The following is a 21,348-nucleotide window of genomic DNA, read 5'->3' as shown; positions in this document are numbered from 1 at the left end:
TATTGAAAGGGTGGATGAATCGAAATGGCTAAACTCAGAATCGCGATGCTTATGCTCCTTGTCTTTTTTCTAGCGAGACCTGTGGTAACGCAGGCTAGTAGTGAACCCAACTTCCAAACTGTGTTATCAAAAGAAAGTCCTACCCTCAACAGTACCTTTACTGTTGAGATTGCAGCGAACCTAATGACGGATTTGTACGCGTACGAGTTGAATCTGACCTATGATCGCTCAAAGCTGGAGTTCGTGAGTTACACAGCAGGCGAGGGCGGCTTCAACATTGACGCCCTATTGACGAATAACGGCGTGCGGCTAGCGCATACAGAGCTTGAGAAGAAATCTGGCAAGAACGGAGATCTGAAACTGGCCACAGTTACTTTCAAAGCGCTTGAGAGTGGCGATGTCAAAATCGTTCTATCCCGTGTGAAGTTAGTAGATTCGCAGCTGGCTGCGGTTAACTATACCCCTGATGCATCGGCGATCGCGCATATTGTTAGTATCGATGACAACAACGGAAACAACGGCAATAACGGTAACAATGGAAACAACAGCAACAATAGTAATAACGGAGCGGGAGGAAACGGCAGTTCGATCCAGCCTACAACTCCGAGTAATGTCAACGGTTCTACGATCAAACCGGTGATTCGTTATGACGCAGCTGCACAATCGGTTCAATCAACCGTGGATCTAGAATCACTGCAGAAAGCTCTTAACCAAACTACCGCCAACGACAAAGGAGTAAAAAAAGTAATCATTGAAGTCGAGTCGAAGCCCGGGGCAAAAGAGTACGTTCAGACGATTCCAACTTCGGCTATATCCAATGATGTCAAAAAGGCGGAAATTGAAATTGTAACACCACTGGCTAACCTCACTCTCCCTGATAATATGCTGCAAGCTGGGGTTACCTCCAATGAACAAATAAGTCTTCATATCACAAGTGTTGATCCTAAATCCTTGCAGCCGTCCGTGCAAAACCAAATCGGCAACCATCCCGTCATACAATTAACTTTAACGTCGGGTGGCAAGACCATAACCTGGGATAATCGCCAAGCTCCGGTCACAGTCAGCATCCCCTACGTTCCTACTGCACAAGAGCTGCTTAATCCAGAGCATATCGTTGTGTGGTATGTAGACAGTCAAGGGAAACTTACTTCGGTTCCTAGTGGTAGATATGATGCGAAGTCCGGTCGCGTCAGCTTTAAGACTACACATTTCAGCATGTATGCAATTGGTTATACGAATAAATCCTTTAAGGATCTTGAGTCTGTGGCTTGGGCTAAAAATCCGATCGAGGTTATGGCTTCCAAGGGAATTATTAGTGGTGTGTCCGATACAGAATTCCGCCCATCTCAAGCTGTTACTAGAGCCGACTTTTTGGTATTGCTCGTTAGGACGCTAGAACTGAGCGGAAAAGCTGGAGATACCTTCGCGGACGTCCCATCCCAAGCTTATTATTACGAGGCCGTTGGCATTGCTCGGGCACTTGGCATTGCGGAAGGCTCAGGAGACAACTTGTTCAAACCGCTTGAGCCAATCACCCGTGAGGACATGATGGTCCTAACCGCCAGAGCCTTGAAGGCGTCAGGTCAACAGGTTACAGGTGGAGATACATCCGTGCTTCAACCGTTCAGCGATGTTGCGAAGATTTCTTCCTATGCGTCTGAATCTGTCGCAAGTCTAGTGAAAGCGGGTTTGATTCACGGGAATGGCCGCCAAATCGAGCCTAAGTCTACGACGACACGAGCGGAAGCAGCTGTGTTAATGTACAACATATATAACCTCTGATAGTATTCGTGCACTTCTATTCTAAGGAGGAAGAAGATATGAACAGGACCGCACCCTGGGGGCAAGAAGACACCATAAGCCGAAAAGTAACGGCTATAGCCATAATCGTGGCGATGATAATGAGCCTTTTATATGGTTATTCTCCGCGAACCGCTGCGGCCGCTGCTGCCAGCTGGCAGGCGAATACCACTTATACGATCAACGATTGGGTCATCTATAATGATCTGGAATATCAGTGTATACAAGCACACACCTCGGAGGAAGGGCTGAAACCTTCAATTGCGGTGGCGTATTGGGCGAAGAATGGCAAGCCGATTCCGGGCAAGCTTGAAGCCGAGAACTGGGACAGCATGCAAGGGGTTCAGAACGAGGCAACCACGGATACTGGAGCCGGTTTAGATGTGGGCAATATTGAAGCCGGAGATTGGCTGGAATACAAGGTAAATGTGGCTTCCGCAGGAATCTACACCGTAGATTTTCGTCTTGCTACGAAGTATTCAGATAAGGAGCTTCAATTGCAAGATAGCAGAGGAACTGTTCTGGCAGCGGTTTATGTGCCAAATACGACCGGTTGGCAAAAATGGACGACCATAAGCGTGTCGGCAAATCTGAGTGCGGGTCCGCAAACCCTGCGCATCACGACGAATACCGGCAACTTCAATATTAACTGGCTGATGTTCACTGATGTATTATCAGCCTCGACCCCGACAGGAGTAACCGGCAAGGCTGGTGATACACAAGCGATGCTTAATTGGCCGGCGGTTACCAGAGCGATTTCGTATAATGTGAAGCGCAGCGAAACAACTGGCGGGCCCTACGAGCTGATTAAGAACATGGATTCCAACCGGTATGTAGATAGCAAATTGATGAACGATAAAACCTATTATTATGTCGTCAGTGCAGTAACCGATTCCGGTGAAAGCCCAAATTCCAAGGAAGTAGCCATCACGCCAATTCTGCTACCTGACATACCAGCTGCTCCGACAGGGTTGACGGGAATAGCAAGGGACAGCCAAGTGACCCTGAAATGGGAGTCTGTCGAAGGTGCGGAGCAATACCATTTGCTCAGAAGGGATGACGGAGGGGCTAAGTATTCGGTCATCGCGTCGGATTTGACGGAAACCCAATATAACGACGCCGGATTGACTGACGGAACGGTATATGAATACACCGTTCAAGCTCAAAATGCGGGTGGCTTAAGCGAAAATTCGGTCTCCGCTAAGATTTCTCCAGTTGCCCCTTTAGCGAAACCAACTGGATTGATTGCTGTTCCTGGTGATGCCCGCGTGGATATAACATGGAACCCTGTGCCGGGAGCCTCCTCGTATTCAGTGAAGCGAAGTGTAATATCGGGGAGAACGTATTCGGTCGTGGCTAGCAACCTGACCGCTCCGGAATTTACTGATAGCACCGTACACAACGGAACGAATTATTATTATGTTGTATCTGCCTTAAGTGCTCAGACGGAAAGTATGAATTCCGATCAAGCACGCGTATCTCCGGTTCATTTCCAGCAGGGGGTACCTTCTTCGCCGAATGAAGTAACAGCACAAGCGGGAGTTAGCAAGGTTAACTTGCAGTGGACCGAGGTTGCTGAGGCTGATTCATACCTCGTTAAACGGGCGGCTTCGTTGGCGGGACCCTTTACAACGATCGCTAGCGTAACCCAAACAAACTATCTGGACAACAGCATAACAAACGGTGTGACCTATTATTATGTTGTATCTGCTGTTAATGCGAGGGGCTCGGGAGCAGATAGCCTGATCCAAATCGCCACTCCAGCTAAAGTAATTGTAGTTGCGAAGGATGGAACGGGAGATTATACGACCGTTACGGATGCTCTGAATTCGATTCCAACTGGGAATTCGACCCGGCGGGTGATCTATATCCAAGACGGTATCTATCATGAAAAGGTAGCCGTTCCGAATTCTAAGCCATTAGTTAGTTTAGTTGGTGAAAGCAGAGACGGAACGATTTTGACCTATGACGATTATGCTAATTCCGGAATAGGTACTGGAAACAGCCACACGTTGTTAGTTTCTGCCAGCGACTTTACGGCAGAAAATATGACGATTCGCAATACTTCGTTTGAGAGGGGAAATGTAGGTCCCGCAGTCGCACTTAACGTAACCGGCGACAGAGCAATTTTTACGAACGTTTATCTGGCAGGGTTCCAAGATACCTTGTATGCAAACGGCGGGCGACAGTACTTTAACCGATGCATAATTGAAGGGGACGTCGACTGGATCTTTGGGAATGCTGCGGCTTATTTCTACGATTCGGAGATTAAGTTCGTTGGTGGCTTTGGCGGTCATATGACGGCAGCCTCTACGGATGAGAAAGCTGAGTTTGGCTATGTTTTCATGAACTCGCGATTGACCCGCGGTACTTCTTCTTTGAAGGAATCGGTGACTCATGATCCTTGGAGACCGGAATGGGATATCGGCACTAAGCTGGCTGCTACTAACGGTTCGCTAGATCTGGGTAGACCTTGGAGAGCTAACGCCAACGTGAAGTACATTAATACCTGGATGGATGCGCATATCAAAGCAGTAGGTTGGGATAATTGGGGAAATCCTTCTAACGAATCGACGGCGCGGTATGGTGAATACAACTCTTCGGGACCAGGTGCCAATGCGAAGGGCCGCTATCGCTGGTCGAGCCAATTGACATCTGACGAAGCCAATCAATACACCGTTCAGAATGTGCTGAAAGGAGCGGATGGGTGGGATCCTACGCTGTTCGGCACGCTTCCTGGGCATGAACAGAATGAACAGCAGCCTGCTTCTCCAACCGGACTGAGTGTGACTTTCCCGAGCGGTGTTGATGCGACATTAGGCGATTCTCCCGTAGCTCTGTCGTGGAACACGGTTGAAGGAGCAAGTTCTTATCGTGTCTATCGCGGAAGCGAAGCGGGTGGTCCTTACTTGCCGATTGCATCCGATCTGATTCCGTCATCCACTTCCCCGCTGGCAACGATCCAAGGTGAGGATTGGACAGCGATGTACGGTGTCAAAACTCAGAATACGAGTGATGAAGGCGGAGGTCTAAATGTCAGTTATATCGATCCGGGAGATTGGATGGATTACGCGATACAGGTTCCTGCGGGTGGATTCTACACCTTGGATCTGCGCGTCTCTGCTCCGGACAGCGGTAAACAGCTTCAATTAAAGAGTGGGAATGGCAGCGTGCTGAGCACCGTAGATATTCCGCAAACCGGTGATTGGCAGAGCTGGACAACGGTCAGTGTGAATGTCAATCTTCCCGCTGGGAATCAAACTTTACGCCTTTATTCCGTAACGGGGAGCTACAACTTGAATTGGCTCCGCTTGACGGAGGGAGTGAAAGATAAGGTTCAATATTCGGATATGGTTGTGAACACAGGAGCTCCTTTTTATTATGTAGTAACTGCTGTGAATGCCAATGGAGAGAGCGTCTATTCAACTGAAGTATCTTTGTCTTCAGCTCCGGTGAAATTTGATCGTAATCATGTGAATCAAGCGGATCTGTCTGTATCCGTTAAACGTTCGGGAGACACAATGACGGGAATTATGCTCGGAACCCATGCACTGAATAAGGGGACCGATTACACTGCCAATGGAAGTATTTATACTCTTCGTGATGTCTTCTTGTCTCAGTTGCCGATTGGAAAAAATACACTAACTTTCACTTTCGCTTCCGGTACTAAAATTCTGTTAGCCATAGAAGTTGTGAATTCCACCATGCTGCCGGGACAGACCCTATCGAACATACCGACACTGGAGCTTTATAGCCTTGAGGGGGTAGCTCCATTTTTGCCAAGCATCGTTCCCGTTCAATTTACGGATGGATCGGAGAAAGCATTGGCTGTCGTGTGGAGTTCAATCGATCCAGCTAAGTATGCATCTGTGGGGAACTTCACTGTGCAGGGAACTGTAACGGGCACCGATGTAAAGGCGACTGCGAAGGTTAGCGTCAAATCCGCGGATTCCGTGGGGTTTGTAACGGGCGGGGATGACTTGCAAACGTATCAAAAAGATCTGCCATTCGATATGCCAGCGATTACGCTTCCAACATTTCCAAACGTAGATTTTAATATTGAAGATTATGGCGCTGTTGGAGATGGTATAACCAAAAATACGGCGGCATTCGCAAAGGCAATTGAGGCGGCTACACTGGCAGGTGGAGGGCGTGTCGTCGTACCTGCTGGTGTATGGCTGACAGGAAGTATCCAAATGGCAAGTAATATTGATCTGCATGTAGAGGCTGGTGCACTCATTCAATTTAGTCCCGACTATGATGACTACAATTTGGTGAATGCAAAATATCAACCGATGCTGGCGGCATCGGGGCTCAGCAACATCGCGATCACAGGAAAAGGTGTTATCGATGGCAATGGGCAATATTGGCGTTATGTGAAGAAGGGCAAGGTCACAACCACGCAGTGGAATTATCTGTTGTCCTTGGGCGGAGTGTTGACCGATAACGGCAGTGTTTGGTATCCGTCTCAACAAGCTGTTGGGGTATATCGTCCTATCATGGTCGACATCTATAATAGCAGCAATGTGTTAGTCGATGGACCTACCTTTATGAATTCACCACAATTTGCGACTAGCTTTACGAAGATTCGGAATCTGGTAATCCGTAATTCAACGGTCAATAACGACGCTTGGTACCAGAACGGAGACGGTCTTGATGTCACTTCTTCGCAGAATGTTGTTTTATATCACAACACGGTGAATGCCGGAGATGATGGAATCGGGATGAAGGCCAGCTATGACCCGAGTCCGACAAACGCTTTGTCCGAAGTCGTAATTGCCGACAACATTGTTTTTCGTGGCCATGGCGGATTGTCTATCGGAAGTAACACATCCGGAGGCATTCATAACCTTGCGGTTCGCAACAATCAATATATCGGAACGGATAATGGGATCAATATTAAAAGCTTTGTTGGTGGTGGTGGTCCTATTGAGAATATCTATATCGATGGTCTCCATATGCAGAATATTGGTTATACGGCATTATCCATTAATGATTTCTATACGGGGCACAGCGAAGCAGTGGATAATGCACAGCTGGGAGTCGATAACCGGGTTCCAGAGGTTAAAAATATCCACATTCGTAACGTTACGGTGGACGGAGCTTCGGAAGCAGTGTCCATCGATGCACTGGCCAATGTGCCTCTGCGTAATGTGGAGTTGACCAATGTAAAAATGTCGACTCAAACTGGATTCGTGTCCAGTAATACGACTGATATTCAATTCAATCATGTTCAGATCGTTCCGGCGAACGGAACCCTCTATACCATGAACAATGCAGCCGATATTTTATTGAATGACGTTCTTTGTCCGCCTGGCACAAGCACCTTTATCCATTTGAAGGGATTCGCTAGTAATATCCTATTGCAGGATACGGATTTTTCGCAGGCGGGGATACCGTTTCACTTGGATTCAGGCATAAGTCCTTCAGTTATTACGGTCTCTAATCCGGGTTCCATTCAGATTCCTAAAGCACCCGCAAACGTAAGTGCAACTACGGGCAGGGCCGAAATCTTGCTACGCTGGGATGAGGTTGCCGGAGCTGATTATTATGCAGTGAAGCGAAGCGTAAATAGCTCAGAGGGGTATGTAACCATTGCCTCCAATGTCACGGACAGCACTTATTTGGACAATGCCGATCTTACTGCTGGTAATTATTATTATGTGATTACGGCAGTTAATGTTGGAGGTGAGAGCGATAACTCTAACGAGGTCAGCGCGATTGTAAATGCTCCCTCCTTAAGTCTTCCCTATGCTACGGTTATGGGAGAAGGAACAACGTTTGCCGGCCAACAATTTGGTTTGGTTTATGGCTTAAATAATGATTACGTTACAGAAAGTGTCAGCACTGTTGTTTATGGTCAAGAGTTGACGTTTGAATATGACCCGGACCTAATTCTTTACGATTCGGTAGAATGCTTAGCGGATGAATGGGGAGTGGAATCCGTCGATAAGGATGAGGTGAATGGAAAAATCACAATCAAGCTCGCAAGCACTGGAGCTGGTATCCTTCCAAGCGGAGACATGCTCAAAATGCTCTGGCATTCATCAAACCTGAACTATGCCGGCGATACGACGGCCTATCTTCATTTGCACCCCGTTTTGATTGCCGATGGGAGCGAAACGGTATCAAAGCTATCTAATACGATCTATGGCATGAAGATCATGATAGACAAAACGGTCCTGGCCAGCAGGGTTGATGTAGCGAAGAGCCTTACGGCAGATCAATACAATCCATCCACTTGGTTAATCTTGCAAACCTATCTAACCTCTGCGAAAGTGATTCTTGCTGGATCGCAAGCTACACAGAATCAGGTGAATGCAGCTGCCTCGAACTTGCAGTTGGCTATGGATGGGTTAGACGGCGCCTCGGACAAATCGGCTCTGGCATTAAAGATTGCTATAGCACAAGCAACATCCGATTACGCCACTATTGGCAGTAAATGGGGGCAATATACGAAGACGGTAGTGAATGAGCTTAATAATGCAATCGGTAAAGCTATGCAGGTCGTGAATAATCCGAACGTAACTAAGGTTTCTGTGGAGCAGGCAATCATTGATCTGGATGCGGCGCTGGCAACTTTCTTGAGCTCGGCCAATCCAGCAAGTATCGGTGATTTGGCTATTCTGTCCGCTCATTACGGTATAAGCTCCGCACATACGGATTGGATCCGATATCAGATTTATGATCTGAATAAAGATGGTCTTTTGGATATTGTGGATCTTGCGGCGTTAGCCCAGCTTATTCTACATCCATAAAGTAGCCACAGACGAGTCCCAATCAGGGGCTCGTCTTCTTTTTTTGAGAAATTGAATAAAAACAAACAAGGTTTGATAAAAAACAAACCCATCTCTTCGAGCTAGGAGTTATTATAAGAGGAGAATCCGAAACGAATTCATTTGGGGGAAATACATGTTCTCGTATCTTTCTAGAAGCCCAATCAAAATTAAGCTGCTTATTTATTTTTTGCCTATTCTTGTGTCATCCGTTGCGCTTACCGGTTTTTTTTCCTATTTCACTGCCGTTAAGCAGCTCGAACAAAACGCTTATTATTTGCTAAGCGATACGACCGAGCAAACGGGCTTTTTTCTTAACGACAAGCTTTATACGATCTTCGAACAGCTAGTGTCAATCGAGAACAATTCGGCTTTTCAATATATTTTATTAGATAATGGACAAGACGAAGGAGAACATCGCTACGATGATATCATCGATCTTCATAAACAGTTCGAGGAAGCCTACCGGAATCATTTGCAAGTCATCGATTCAATTTTTGTCACGTTTAATAATGGCCGGACCTTCAACATACAGAAGGACTTTATTCCCCGGCATGTCGGTGTGAATCTTAATGAATGGCTGGCCCGATATAACCAAAAGGATGCAGAAAGCAGTTATTACTGGTTGAATACGCATGAGGATCAAGTGTTTACTACTGTCACGAAACGTAATGTTGTAAGCGTATTTAAAATTATCGGAAATCTTGATTCCGAGGTCAGTGGCATGGCTCTGATTAATATGAAGGAATCCTATCTGCTCGACATTTTACAGAATGTCAATATTAGTCCCAATGGCTCGCTGGCTCTGATCAGTCCAGATGGGGTGATGTATTCCAAGCCGTTATCCAAAGAGTACGCTATCGGCGATGAGATCGTGAACGATATCCGTAATAACGCAAATCACCAGGGAGATTTAAGGGCGGCCAGCAAGTCGGACCAACGTATGATGATTCACTTTACAACGTTATCGCTGAACGGGTGGAAGCTCGCCGCCATCGTTCCTGAAAGCGATATCTTAGCCAAGGCAAGCCAGATTAAATCGATAACGCTTACAATCGTAGCTGTTATTCTCGTAGTTTTTATTATCATGGCAACCTATTTTGCGAGCAGCCTGACGAATCCCATCCGTTATTTGTCCAAACAAGTGAAGAGTTTTAGACAAGGGAACCTAAATGTTAACTTTCAGCTGAAAGAGCAAAATGAAATTGGTGTATTAGCCAGTGGATTGGAGAATTTGGTCGATTCGGTTCGCCAATTGCTGGAGCAAGTTAAGGATGAACAGGAACAGAAGCGGCAAATGGAGTTATTAGCATTGCAGTCGCAAATTCAACCACATTTTCTATACAACACTCTCGGATCTATCAAACATATGATTGATTTGGGTGAGAAGGAAAAGGCATCGACAATGGTTAGTGCGCTGGCCCACTTTTTTCGGATCGGCATTAGCAGAGGGCGGGAGGTCATAACGCTTAGAGAAGAGATTGAGCATGTTCAAAGCTACTTGCAAATTCAAAATATCCGTTACCAGAAAGATTTTGAATTTGAGATTCAAGTTGAAGAGAGCATTATGCATCTTCCTATCATGAAACTGACCTTGCAGCCTATTGTCGAGAACGCCATCTATCATGGCATCAAAAACAAGAAGGGAAAAGGGATCATCAGAATAACAGGAAGGCCAAGCGGGGATGCAGCAATAATTGAAGTCTTCGACGATGGTGCAGGGATGGATGTAGAGAAGGTACAGGAGATGAATACTTCTATTCAAGCGCAGAATGTTCAAGAGGCTCCAGTGACATTCGGGCTGCGTAATGTTCACCGACGGCTGGCGCTGCAATTCGGCTACGGGTTCGGGATTCGGCTGGATAGTGAAGAGGGGGTTTATACCATAGTGACTGTAAGGATTCCATATACGAAAAATGAGGTGACGAATCGTGCATAAGCTGGTCATTGCAGACGATGATGAATGGATTAGGGAAGGGCTTCGCAGGAATATTCATTGGGATCAGGGAAACATTCAGGTGGCAGGAGTTGCAGTGGACGGGAAGGAAGCTTGGGAACTTATCCAAAGGGAGAAGCCGGATCTACTGCTCTCGGATATTCGCATGCCTTTTATGGATGGACTGAAGCTTGCCGCCCAAGTGAAGGAGAATGGCTTAGATTTGAAGATTGTCTTCTTAACGGGGTATGATGATTTTTCTTATGCTAAGGAGGCGCTACAGCTTCAAGCGTTTGATTACATATTAAAGTATGAAGATAACGATAAAATCCTGCGGACAATCATGAATGCGTCTGACGCACTGGAGGAAGAGCGGAGAAAACGTGAGAAGGATATAAAAAGCCATGGTCTTATCGTGAACCAATTTTTTAGCGAGTTGATCTCTGGGTCGGGGAATGAGGAAGCGATTGATAGGGAGGCGAAGCTGCTCGATTTAACGTTTTGCGGCTCGGTGTTCGTGATGGCTGTTCTGAGCTTGGATGGTGTCGGAAGGTTTCTTAAACCCAATAAACCCGTCGATCTGGAGCTATTATTGTTCACTCTCAAAAACCTTTGCAATGAGGTGCTAGAATCTGCAATTTGCGACGGGGTTCAGGTGTATGCGATTCAATATAACCACCGGATCAATCTGTTGTTCAACTACCGAAACGAGGGTGCGGAGAAGCTGAAGCAGGATACCGAGCTTATTGCCCGCCGCTTAACAGTGATGATTGAGCAATATCTCAAAGTTCACGCCAAGATCGGTATAGGCAGTATTGGTGAAGGGTTTAAACATATTGGCGTCTCCTACGAGGAAGCATTGATTGCGACACAGATGAAGGATGTCCGGATGGATCAATCGATTATTTTCTATGATCAGGTCAAATATTCAAGCAATTCGCATCAAGCTATTCTTCGCACAATTATGGATTATATCGCAAATCATTATCAGAATGAGAATCTGGACTTAAAAGAAGTAGCGGAGACGGTCCACATTACACCATCGTACGTCAGTACTTTGTTTAAAAAGTATACGGATGTTAATTTTTGTGAGTATATTGTCCAAGTGCGAATAGATAAAGCTACTGAACTGCTTGTGCATACCGATTTAAAGGTATATGAGGTTGCTGAGAAAATTGGGTATGTGAATACCCAGTATTTTAGTGTTTTGTTCAAGCGGCATACAGGGTTTACCCCGATGGAGTATAGACAGCAGCATAGCTCGTAATAGTTGGAAAGCGTTCACAAACAGCCTTATTCCAGTCATTGATTGGGATGAGGTTGTTTTTTTGCTGCTATTTTTTATTTTCAAAAAAACAAACAAACTTTGCAAGATATATTATTTAGCTAGCTTCATGCATAGCCTATTATTCTTATTGAGGTGATTATTTCATGAAGGTGAAACAACAATTAGCAACAGGACAAGTGACGGGAACGTCCAAGAGAAAAAACAAGATGATCGGCAGCGACAGGATATTTCCTTACGTTCTGATCATCCCGACTGTCGTTCTCATGGCGGTCATTATGTTCTACCCTATTTTACAAGTCTTCCAACTAAGCTTTCAGAACTATGACTTGACTCGGCCGATGGATGACGGTTTTGCCGGGTGGAGTAACTTTAAGCAGATTTTATTCCATGACGATCTGTTCCCAAGCTCTCTATGGATAACCATCAAGTGGGTGGTTATTGAAGTCGTTCTTCAGCTCGTGTTCGGCTTAGGTGTGGCCCTGCTGCTTAATCAGGCCTTCCGGTTTAGAGGCGTTATACGTTCGCTCGTGCTTATTCCTTGGGCGGTATCAGGCGTTCTTACGACAATGCTGTGGTCGCTCATGTACAACCAGCATATCGGAGTCATTAACGATCTTTTGAAGAGGTTAGGGATTATTCACGAGAATATCGCTTGGCTGTCGAACACCCATACCGTATTCGGTTCGGTTGTACTGGCCGAGCTGTGGAGAGGGATTCCGTTCTTCGCAGTCGCGCTGCTTGCTTCCTTGCAGTCTATTCCGAAAGAAGTCTACGAGTCCTGCGAAGTCGACGGTTGCGGAAAGGCAAGAAAGTTATTTTCCATTACCCTGCCTTATCTTAAGGAAAGTATTATTTTCACTACGATGCTAAGAGCCATCTGGGAGTTCAACTCTATCGATATGATCTTCACGATGACAAACGGCGGTCCAATGAATATGACAACCACTCTCCCGATTTATATGTTCCAGACGGCAATTTTGAACGGGAATTATGGCTATAGTTCGGCTATGGGGGTCCTTTCCTTCGCTGTTCTAATGATTTTTGTGGTCGTCTATATGAAATTAAGCAGAGGTGGCCAAAATGAGTAAGCTTAAACGTTTTTTAACCACTTTGTGTTTGTTCTATATTCCTATGACTGTTACGTTGTTGTTTGTCCTGCTGCCTTTTCTTTGGGACATCTCAACTTCCCTTAAGCATGAGAATGATATTATCAGCTCCACGATTCGTTACCTTCCGCATCCAATTACGTTTGATAATTTCATAAAGGTGTGGAGTGTCAACAATTTTTCGAGATTTTTTGTAAACAGTCTTTTCATCTGTACGGTGTCGGTGATCTTTATTACATTGCTGTCGATTTTTAACGGCTATGCTTTGAGCAGATTTAAATTTGTTGGAAAAAATGCTTTTATGCTTATGATGCTGGGCACTCAGATGCTTCCGGTAATCTTATTCGTCATCCCGCTGTTCCTGATTTTTAAGAGCATGGGGATTATGAATACGCCTTTTGCGATCATATTGTTCTATATCGTTTCACAGGTTGCGTTCAACTCGCTGTTGATGCAAGGGTTTGTATCTGGTATTCCGAAGGAAATTGACGAAGCGGCTATGGTCGACGGAGCAGGAAGATTCCGGGTCTTGTTCACGATCATTACGCCAGTGATTCTGCCGGGGATCGTAGCGACTGCGCTGTTCGCCTTTATCGGCTGCTGGAATGAGTTCTTGGTTGCTTTCTCATTCCTGACAGATGCGTCCAAATTTACGATCCCAATCGGACTGAAGTATTTGATCGGCCAGTACAGTGTAGAGTATGGATCGCTCGCGGCAGGCAGCATTATTGGATTGATACCGCCTATTGTGCTCTTTATGTTTATTCAGCGTTATCTGATTCAAGGTCTGACAGGCGGTTCGGTCAAAGGATAAAAAGGAAAAGGACATGGGGAGGATTACTACATGAATCTTGGAGAATACGCAGAGCCTTGGGTTTCAGATCAGGGAGACGGAACTTATATCAATCCAATCCTGCATGCGGACTATTCGGACCCGGACGTAATTCGCGTCGGTGATGACTTTTATATGACCGCTTCTAGCTTCGGGCACATTCCCGGATTGCCGATCCTGCATTCGAAGGACTTAGTCAATTGGGCAATCATCAATCATGCTGTGCTGGAGATGAACTTGGAGGGGTATGACCGTCCGCAGCATGGCAATGGCATTTGGGCACCTAGCCTAAGATTCCATGGCGGGAAGTTCTGGATCTTCTATGGCGATCCAGATGTCGGCATCATGATGACTTCGGCGGTGGACCCTGCCGGAGAATGGACGCCACTGCATCTGGTTCAGGCAGGCAAAGGCTTAATTGATGCTTGTCCCTTCTGGGACGAGGACGGACAGGCGTATTTGATTCATGCCTATGCGAAGAGCCGCAGCGGCATTAAGCACAAGCTGCGGCTGTGCCGAATGTCCGCTGACGGTAAAGGGCTGCTGGACGAAGGCCGGATTATCTATGATGGAACCGAAAATCATCCGACTCTGGAAGGACCAAAGTTATACCAGCGCAACGGATATTATTATATCCTTGCTCCGGCAGGGGGCGTGGCAACCGGATGGCAGACAGTGTTCCGTTCCCGAAACATCTGGGGCCCTTACGAGGACCGAATCGTTCTGCAACAAGGGCAGACCTCAGTAAACGGCCCGCATCAAGGCGGACTAGTGGAGCTGGATTCGGGCGAATCGTGGTTTATCCATTTCCAGGATAAAGGACCTTATGGCCGGGTCGTTCATTTGCAGCCGGTCAGTTGGGTAGATGACTGGCCTTTGATGGGAGAGCTTCAAGCAAGCGATGGAGCTGGAGTGCCAGTGATACGTTACCGAAAGCCTGAGGTCGGGAAGGCATACGCAGTGTCAGTGCCTGCAACTTCTGACGATTTCGAGTCTTCAACGCTTGGATTGCAGTGGCAGTGGCAGTCTAACCCCAAATCGTCTTGGTATAGTCTCGAGGCAAGAGAGAGCTATCTTCGGTTAAATGCTGAACATAAACCCGTAGACAACAAAGGGCTATACCATAGTCCGCAGCTCTTGCTGCAGAAATTCCCAGCACTTTCGTTTACAGCAGCCTGCAAGGTTGACCCTTCGGGCTTGGGAATAGGGGAGTCCGGAGGTTTGATGATTTTTGGTTATCGTTATTGTTGCTTGGTGGTACGAAGATTAGAGGATCAAGAACTGAAGGGGACGCTAGCCCTATCGCTTATGCAAGGAGATGATACGGGAGAGACAGAAATGTGGTCATATCCTTTGATAGACACGGATAGTCTCTTCTTGCGGGTCGAGGTATTAGAGGATGCGACTTGCCATTTCGGCTACAGCTTGGAGGGTACAGACTTCACTTCCGTACCTGTAGAGTCATTTCAAGCTATAGAAGGACATTGGGTGGGAGCTAAGACAGGTCTATTTGCCGTAGGTTCCGGCAATGGAGGATATCTTGATATCGATTGGTTCCGAATCACCAAGTAAGTGAATAACCAAGTAACCGAATAACCCCAAAACAAAGGAGAAGCTTATGCTGAATGTTTCGAAGCGAAATGAGCCTCTGGTAAAACATATTTACACTGCTGATCCGTCGGCTCATGTTTTTGAGGATAAACTATATATTTATGTGTCTCACGATCTTGAAATCAGCGTTCCCAACAACTTAGATGGAGATCATTATGCTATGGAGGATTACCATGTTCTAACTATGGATGATAGGTCAGCAGAATTCGTAGACGATGGTGAAATACTCCATATGAAGGATGTCCCGTGGGTATCCAAGCAAATGTGGGCTCCAGACGCTGGCTTCCGAAACGGCAAATATTATCTTTATTTTCCGGCGCGGGATCTCAGCGGGGTGTTTCGGATTGGTGTGGCGACAGCGGATTCACCGGCGGGACCTTTTACGCCGGAGGCGGATTACATGGAGGGAAGCTTCAGCATTGATCCGGCCGTATTCAACGACGATGACGACGAGGTTTATCTGATCTTAGGAGGGCTTCGCGGGGGGCAGCTGGAGAAGTGGAGTACGGATACCTACATGCCTGATGGCACAGGGCCGGCTCCACACGAACCTGCATTGGGACCACGCGTGGCAAAGCTAAGCAAGGATATGTTGTCCTTTCAGGACAAATTAATGGAAATCTCCATCATTGATACTGAAGGACGTCCTATTCTGGCAGGCGATGAAGAACGAAGATTTTTTGAAGGTCCTTGGATGCATAAATACGAGGGGAAATACTACCTCAGTTATTCTACAGGGAACACACATAAAATCGTCTACGCCATTGGAGACAATCCGCTGGGACCATTTACGTTTCAAGGCACACTTCTGACCCCGGTGATCGGATGGACAACGCATCATTCCATCGTGAACTTTCGGGACAAATGGTACCTATTTTATCATGATAGTTCTTTGTCGGACGGTGTGAGCCATAAGCGCTGTGTGAAGGTTACTGAATTAAAGTATAATGCGGACGGAACGCTGCGAATGATCGATCCAAATTTAGTATAGATAGACTTGTATGGCAACAAGGAATGGTTTTGTAGGATTCCCCTCAGGTAGGCAGTGGAAACAGACCTCATGGTAGATGAGTCTAATCACAGTCAATCGGAGGGGATCTTTTTATATCGTAATTGGATGCGCTTTCATTAAAGGGGGTGATCATTCAGGTAGGGTCGTTTCACTAAAATAAGTAGGAGGGATCGGATCAAATGATTAAAAAAGTGCTACGTAGTTTAATGCTGGGAAGTTTATTGGTGACTTTAACTTGTTCTAATCTAGCAGGCAATGCAGAGGCGGCAGCGGTAAATACAATTCCTAACGCGTCTAAGGTTGAGCAGGGTTATGACAGCAGTTTTTTATCAGTTCCTGGTTTTGCATCATTAGGTGTAAAAGATAGAAGCAGTTATGCAGGTACCTCATATTATCGAACGGTCAGCAGTGGCCGAGAGTTTTTACAAGCAATCTTGGATGCAGGCAGTGGTGCTGTAAAAGTTATTGAAGTTACAGATAATCTAAACTTAGGGTGGACTGAATTAGCACTAAATTCTACTGAAATTTCAAAATATAGCTTTGTTACAAAATATCCTGATCCATCAAACGGATTCACGAACCCACTCTTAATAACCTCCGGTGTATCCAAATTAAGCATAGCCAATATTGATGGATTAACGATTTTTTCAGCTTCAGGTAAAACTATTAAACACGCAGAATTAAAATTGCAGAGCTCAGTGAATGATATTGTCATTAGAAATCTCAATTTTGATGAAATGTGGCAATGGGATGATACAGGTGAGCACAAAGAGGTAGGCTGGACTTTTATCAAGGTAAATGGCGCAAACAATGTATGGGTAGACCACTGTAAGTTTTCGATAGCCGCGGATGGAATGATTGATATGGAAAATGGTTCAACGAATGTAACTTATTCTTGGAACGAATTTGGTCTAGCGGCAGCTCAAAATCCAGCGACTAGTAGCTCTATTTATAAGTCAATTGAATATATGGAGCAAAAATATGCAACAGGATCACTGAACTCCTCCACCAGCCTTTATTATAAAATGCGTAACGAAGGGGCTACCAAAAATCAAATTATGGCTTATGCCGCCTATCACTCCAAAGTTCATTTGGTAGGATCGGGTGACAAGGATTATACGAATTATGTGGGTTCTAACGGTGTGGAAATTAAAGATGGAAATCAAAGACTTCGCTTAACTTTAGCATACAATCGTTATACAAATGTTGGGTCGCGTCTGCCAATGATTCGTCAAGGAGTCGGGCATCTATTTAATAATTCTTTTGATAACTCTACACATCAGAATGTACTCGACAGCGTTACTGCAATCTCCAAATACGGCCATGATAAATTATCGCGTGGAATGAACGCCAGAAATGGAGCTTCTATAGCGGGGGACACCAATGTCTATAATGCTTTTAATGAACCGCTGATTGGTGCGGAGCGTCAAGGGGATGATACCGCCAATATGAATGCTCCTTTTGACGTATTGTTTAAGGATGCGATGAACCATAGTTTAATTGTAAATTCTACAGTAACAACTAGTAGCGGAACAACCTATACAGGCAGCAGCTGGGATAATAATGGTGTTAATGCCTTTACTAACGGAATGAATTGGAATAACAAAGCAACCATTGGCCAGTGGGCTTGGTCATCATCAATAGTCGGAATTGAAAATATGAGTAAATCAAACCCGCCATCTACACCTTTTACATTCACTTATGGGTATAACGAGCAATTGCCTTATGCTTATAAAACAGTTCCTCTATCTGGCGTTGTCTCCACAGTAAATCAATATGCCGGGGTCTCAAAAGTTTCTTGGAACACTGCGGAGTGGTTAAAAACAAATTATTATGATGCCTATTCGACGATCGAAGCAGAACGTTATACCAGCATGTCTGGTGTGAAAAATGAAGCGAGTTCCGAAGGCGGTCAGAATGTCGGCTATATAGAGAATGGTGATTATATCGCGTTTAATAATGTTAACTTTGGAAGCGTCGGACCCACAAGTTTCGAAGCAAGAGTAGCGAGCGGTACATCGGGAGGAACTATCGAAATTAGACTGGACAGCTCAACTGGAACTCTGGTTGGAACTTGTCCGGTAGCGGGAACAGGCGGCTGGCAGACCTGGGTGACTAAAACATGTGCAATCAGCGGCGCCACCGGCACGCATAATGTATATCTAAAATTTACCGGTTCTAGCGGATATTTATTGAATCTTAATGGGTTCAGGTTTATTAAGTGATTTTATTAAGCGAGGTTCTGAGGGGGAGTGAAAAAACTTTATGCTGGGGCGGGCAGATAGACCTCGGCTGGAGCAGAAGCGGCGAAAAGGGAGCGGGAGTTGTACCGTAGAATATGGCGAATCGAGCGGAAGTGGTGAAAAGAGAGGCGAAAATGTCTTAGAATGAGGTGGATGGAGTGGAAGTGGCGAAAAGAGAGGCATAAATGCCTTAGAATGAGGCGGATCGAGCAAAACGCGGGGAAATGAACGGTATAAATCCCGCAGAATGCAGCGGATCGGGCGGATACGGAGAAATGAGCGGGATAAATCCCGTAGAATGTAGCGGATCGAGCGAATGTGGCGAAATGAACAGGATAAATCCCGCAGAATGTTGCGGATCGAGCGGATGCGGGGAAATGAACGGTATAAATCCCGCAGAATGCAGCGGATCGGGCGGATGCGGGGAAATGAACGGTATAAATCCCGCAGAATGCAGCTGATCGGGCGGATGCGGGGAAATGAACGGTATAAATCCCGTAGAATGTGGCGGATCGAGCAAAACGCGGAGAAATGAGCGGTATAAATCCCGTAGAATGCAGTCGATCGGGCGGATGCGGGGGAAATGAACGGTATAAATCCCGCAGAATGCAGCTGATCGGGCGGATGCGGGGAAATGAGCGGGATAAATCCCGCAGAATGCAGCGGATCGGGCGGATGCGGGGAAATGAGCGGGATAAATCCCGCAGAATGCAGCGGATCGGGCGGATGCGGGGAAATGAGCGGGATAAATCCCGCAGAATGCAGCTGATCGGGCGGATGTGGAGAAATGAGCGGGATAAATCCCGTAGAAAGTGGCGGATCGAGCAAAACGCGGAGAAATGAGCGGAATAAATCCCGTAGAATGCAGTCGATCGGGCGGATGCGGGGGAAATGAACGGTATAAATCCCGCAGAATGCAGCGGATCGGGCGGAAGTGGCGAAAAGAGAGGCAAAAATGCCTTAGAATGTGGCGGATCGAGCAAAACGCGGAGAAATGAGCGGGATAAATCCCGCAGAATGCAGCTGATCGAGCGAATGTGGCGAAAAGAGAGGCAAAAATGCCTTAGAATGTGGCGGATCGAGCAAAACGCGGAGAAATGAGCGGGATAAATCCCGCAGAATGCAGCTGATCGAGCGGAAGTGGCGAAAAAAGAGGCATAAATGCCCTAGAATGTTGCGGATGGAGCGGATGTCACCAGATGGGGCGAATTTGGCGAAATGAATGGGATAAGGATAAATCCCCAGAATGCATCGGATCGAGCGGAGCGGACTGAACCGGGACCAATACACCCTAAAGGAGTGATTCCCCCATTAACCGGAGAACCGCTCCTTTTTAATAATCAACTTATATTCCAATCAACGACGACCTCCGTGATGCTTAACTGTGTATTTTACTGAACTCGATTCGCGAGCTGAAGGACCTGGTAAACTCTTTTTCGATTATTGTTTTCATGATGTTGTGATGCACTTTGAGTTGTGATTGATCGGCGTGGTCTCTAAGGAGTTCAAAGAGCGCTGCTGATTTTTTGAAGCCTGTATCATCGTCTAGCTTGATGCTTAATAACAAGATTTCTAGAATAGTGTTGATTGTATCGTACATATTCTCTTGTTTATAGTAATACATCGCCAGCAAATAAATGTAATCCTCATGGTATCTGATATTTACAATAGTCTCATGTTCTCCTATGTCATCAACATTGATTTTGAATTCCTTCAGAATCCAATCAACGGAATAATCATGTATTATCGAAGATTCTAAGATTGTAATGAGTCCCGGCAATAATTCTTCATCATCACTTTTTCTAATAAACTCAACGTATTTATGTAGCACTCCCATTTTGCCTTCCAGCAGATCGATAACGTATGAATTGGCTTTTGCAATATTGCGGTAATATTCTACTTCATAAATACCCTCTTCATCTAAACCTATTATCCAGCCCAGGTCAGCATACTTCTGAATACATAGTTTTGCCTCGTCATACTTACCGGACTTTTGTAGTGCTATACCTTTTGCGCATGAGCTATATCCAAAATAATAGGGGATACTCCGCTTCAGTTTAGTACCTCTTATGAGGTTACTATTGTTTTCATATATGATGGAAATTTGTTCGTGAAGCTTATCTGCAATTTCAATCATGGCATCCCAATTCTCAAATGAAAATGATGCCTTAAGCATCTGAATCAAGGAATCCACATTCAACCCTTCCAAATCCAACTTCAATCCTATCTCCCTTTCTAGAGCATATCATGCATCGATTAAGATAATTGTATTTCATTTCTAAATTATTCATTTATTTTACATTAAATCATGTGATTTCCATCACGTTACATAAGATCAAAAGGGTCTTTATTAATAATTTTCAAAATACTGTGAAGTCAAAAGCATATGCCCGTTTCGTTGGACTTGATTTCAAGGAAAGAGATGCGATCTTCAGTGATAACTATTTCGACCTGTCAGCTGGCATTTCAAGAATCGTTACGGTTGCCAAAAAAGATCTCGACAAACCAGCTACGGCTGAGGAACTGCGTGCCCAGCTTACTGTACGTTCCGTCTTTGATATTTAAGCAAAAGGTTATTTTCCTACTATATCTTAGGCTACCAATCTCCAAATGACAGTTTGATGATATATATTCTAGTGGTTTAGATCCTGTGTATAGATAGATCAATATTTTACTATAATAGGTATAGATATTAAGATTGTATACCCTTCCATTTCACTCTAAAATAGACTTCGAAGAAGCAT

The 21,348-nt window shown here is 45.5% G+C and carries 14 protein-coding genes; 13 read left to right on the top strand and 1 reads right to left on the bottom strand.

Annotated features, from left to right (window positions below; genetic code table 11):
- Window positions 1–24 precede the first annotated feature (24 nt).
- From NST40_RS23340 to NST40_RS23285, 12 genes are all read left to right on the top strand, one after another.
- Window positions 25–1,782, top strand: a complete 1,758-nt coding sequence (locus tag NST40_RS23340) for an S-layer homology domain-containing protein (RefSeq protein ID WP_076276790.1) — start codon at window positions 25–27, stop codon at window positions 1,780–1,782.
- Window positions 1,783–1,820: 38 nt separating this feature from the next.
- Complete coding sequence (locus NST40_RS23335; protein ID WP_342410045.1) at window positions 1,821–8,558, top strand: pectinesterase family protein; 6,738 nt, start codon at window positions 1,821–1,823, stop codon at window positions 8,556–8,558.
- Between the two features lie 154 nt (window positions 8,559–8,712).
- Entirely contained in the window at window positions 8,713–10,515 is a 1,803-nt protein-coding gene (locus NST40_RS23330) for a histidine kinase (protein WP_076219245.1), read from the top strand.
- On the top strand, window positions 10,508–11,779 hold the full coding sequence (locus tag NST40_RS23325) for a response regulator (RefSeq protein ID WP_076219246.1): 1,272 nt from the start codon (window positions 10,508–10,510) through the stop codon (window positions 11,777–11,779). The genes NST40_RS23330 and NST40_RS23325 overlap by 8 nt, the downstream gene beginning before the upstream one ends.
- A 164-nt stretch (window positions 11,780–11,943) precedes the next feature.
- Window positions 11,944–12,888: a sugar ABC transporter permease gene (locus NST40_RS23320; protein ID WP_076128908.1), complete on the top strand. Its 945-nt coding sequence runs from the start codon at window positions 11,944–11,946 to the stop codon at window positions 12,886–12,888.
- Complete coding sequence (locus NST40_RS23315) at window positions 12,881–13,720, top strand: carbohydrate ABC transporter permease (protein WP_076128910.1); 840 nt, start codon at window positions 12,881–12,883, stop codon at window positions 13,718–13,720. Before NST40_RS23320 ends, NST40_RS23315 begins: the two co-directional genes overlap by 8 nt.
- A 30-nt stretch (window positions 13,721–13,750) precedes the next feature.
- The gene (locus tag NST40_RS23310) at window positions 13,751–15,310 is read left to right on the top strand and encodes a glycoside hydrolase 43 family protein (RefSeq protein WP_076276792.1); all 1,560 of its coding nucleotides are present in this window, start codon (window positions 13,751–13,753) and stop codon (window positions 15,308–15,310) included.
- Between the two features lie 46 nt (window positions 15,311–15,356).
- The gene (locus NST40_RS23305; RefSeq protein ID WP_076276793.1) at window positions 15,357–16,340 is read left to right on the top strand and encodes a glycoside hydrolase family 43 protein; all 984 of its coding nucleotides are present in this window, start codon (window positions 15,357–15,359) and stop codon (window positions 16,338–16,340) included.
- Window positions 16,341–16,540: 200 nt separating this feature from the next.
- Window positions 16,541–18,586: a carbohydrate-binding protein gene (locus NST40_RS23300; RefSeq protein WP_076276794.1), complete on the top strand. Its 2,046-nt coding sequence runs from the start codon at window positions 16,541–16,543 to the stop codon at window positions 18,584–18,586.
- Between the two features lie 334 nt (window positions 18,587–18,920).
- Window positions 18,921–19,139 carry a hypothetical protein gene (locus NST40_RS23295; protein ID WP_341003474.1) on the top strand — a complete coding sequence of 73 codons (219 nt, stop codon included), beginning with the start codon at window positions 18,921–18,923 and terminating at the stop codon, window positions 19,137–19,139.
- Window positions 19,136–19,447 carry a hypothetical protein gene (locus NST40_RS23290; protein ID WP_342410044.1) on the top strand — a complete coding sequence of 104 codons (312 nt, stop codon included), beginning with the start codon at window positions 19,136–19,138 and terminating at the stop codon, window positions 19,445–19,447. Before NST40_RS23295 ends, NST40_RS23290 begins: the two co-directional genes overlap by 4 nt.
- A 48-nt stretch (window positions 19,448–19,495) precedes the next feature.
- A complete protein-coding gene (locus NST40_RS23285; RefSeq protein WP_342410043.1) occupies window positions 19,496–19,705 on the top strand; it encodes a hypothetical protein in 210 nt (69 codons plus the stop codon).
- A 277-nt stretch (window positions 19,706–19,982) separates the two neighbouring features.
- Here NST40_RS23285 and NST40_RS23280 read toward each other — a convergent pair whose 3' ends face one another.
- A complete protein-coding gene (locus tag NST40_RS23280) occupies window positions 19,983–20,825 on the bottom strand; it encodes a hypothetical protein (RefSeq protein WP_076278197.1) in 843 nt (280 codons plus the stop codon).
- Window positions 20,826–20,914: 89 nt separating this feature from the next.
- On the opposite strand from NST40_RS23280, the gene NST40_RS23275 reads away from it, so the two are divergent.
- Window positions 20,915–21,169 carry a glycoside hydrolase family 2 protein gene (locus tag NST40_RS23275; protein ID WP_256719114.1) on the top strand — a complete coding sequence of 85 codons (255 nt, stop codon included), beginning with the start codon at window positions 20,915–20,917 and terminating at the stop codon, window positions 21,167–21,169.
- Window positions 21,170–21,348: the final 179 nt, after the last annotated feature.

The organism is Paenibacillus sp. FSL R10-2778, assembly GCF_038593035.1.
Classification (GTDB): Bacteria; Bacillota; Bacilli; order Paenibacillales; family Paenibacillaceae; genus Paenibacillus_AQ; species Paenibacillus_AQ odorifer.
Note: the sequence above shows the minus strand (reverse complement) of the source record. Positions and strands in the feature narration are given on the sequence as shown.

What these genes read in the sequence shown, in the direction of transcription:
- NST40_RS23340 (WP_076276790.1), top strand. Translation starts at nt 25, where the DNA reads ATGGCTAAACTCAGAATCGCGATGCTTATGCTCCTTGTCTTTTTTCTA.
- NST40_RS23335 (WP_342410045.1), top strand. Translation starts at nt 1,821, where the DNA reads ATGAACAGGACCGCACCCTGGGGGCAAGAAGACACCATAAGCCGAAAA.
- NST40_RS23330 (WP_076219245.1), top strand. Translation starts at nt 8,713, where the DNA reads ATGTTCTCGTATCTTTCTAGAAGCCCAATCAAAATTAAGCTGCTTATT.
- NST40_RS23320 (WP_076128908.1), top strand. Translation starts at nt 11,944, where the DNA reads ATGAAGGTGAAACAACAATTAGCAACAGGACAAGTGACGGGAACGTCC.
- NST40_RS23315 (WP_076128910.1), top strand. Translation starts at nt 12,881, where the DNA reads ATGAGTAAGCTTAAACGTTTTTTAACCACTTTGTGTTTGTTCTATATT.
- NST40_RS23310 (WP_076276792.1), top strand. Translation starts at nt 13,751, where the DNA reads ATGAATCTTGGAGAATACGCAGAGCCTTGGGTTTCAGATCAGGGAGAC.
- NST40_RS23305 (WP_076276793.1), top strand. Translation starts at nt 15,357, where the DNA reads ATGCTGAATGTTTCGAAGCGAAATGAGCCTCTGGTAAAACATATTTAC.
- NST40_RS23300 (WP_076276794.1), top strand. Translation starts at nt 16,541, where the DNA reads ATGATTAAAAAAGTGCTACGTAGTTTAATGCTGGGAAGTTTATTGGTG.
- NST40_RS23295 (WP_341003474.1), top strand. Translation starts at nt 18,921, where the DNA reads ATGTGGCGAAATGAACAGGATAAATCCCGCAGAATGTTGCGGATCGAG.
- NST40_RS23290 (WP_342410044.1), top strand. Translation starts at nt 19,136, where the DNA reads ATGAGCGGTATAAATCCCGTAGAATGCAGTCGATCGGGCGGATGCGGG.
- NST40_RS23285 (WP_342410043.1), top strand. Translation starts at nt 19,496, where the DNA reads ATGAACGGTATAAATCCCGCAGAATGCAGCGGATCGGGCGGAAGTGGC.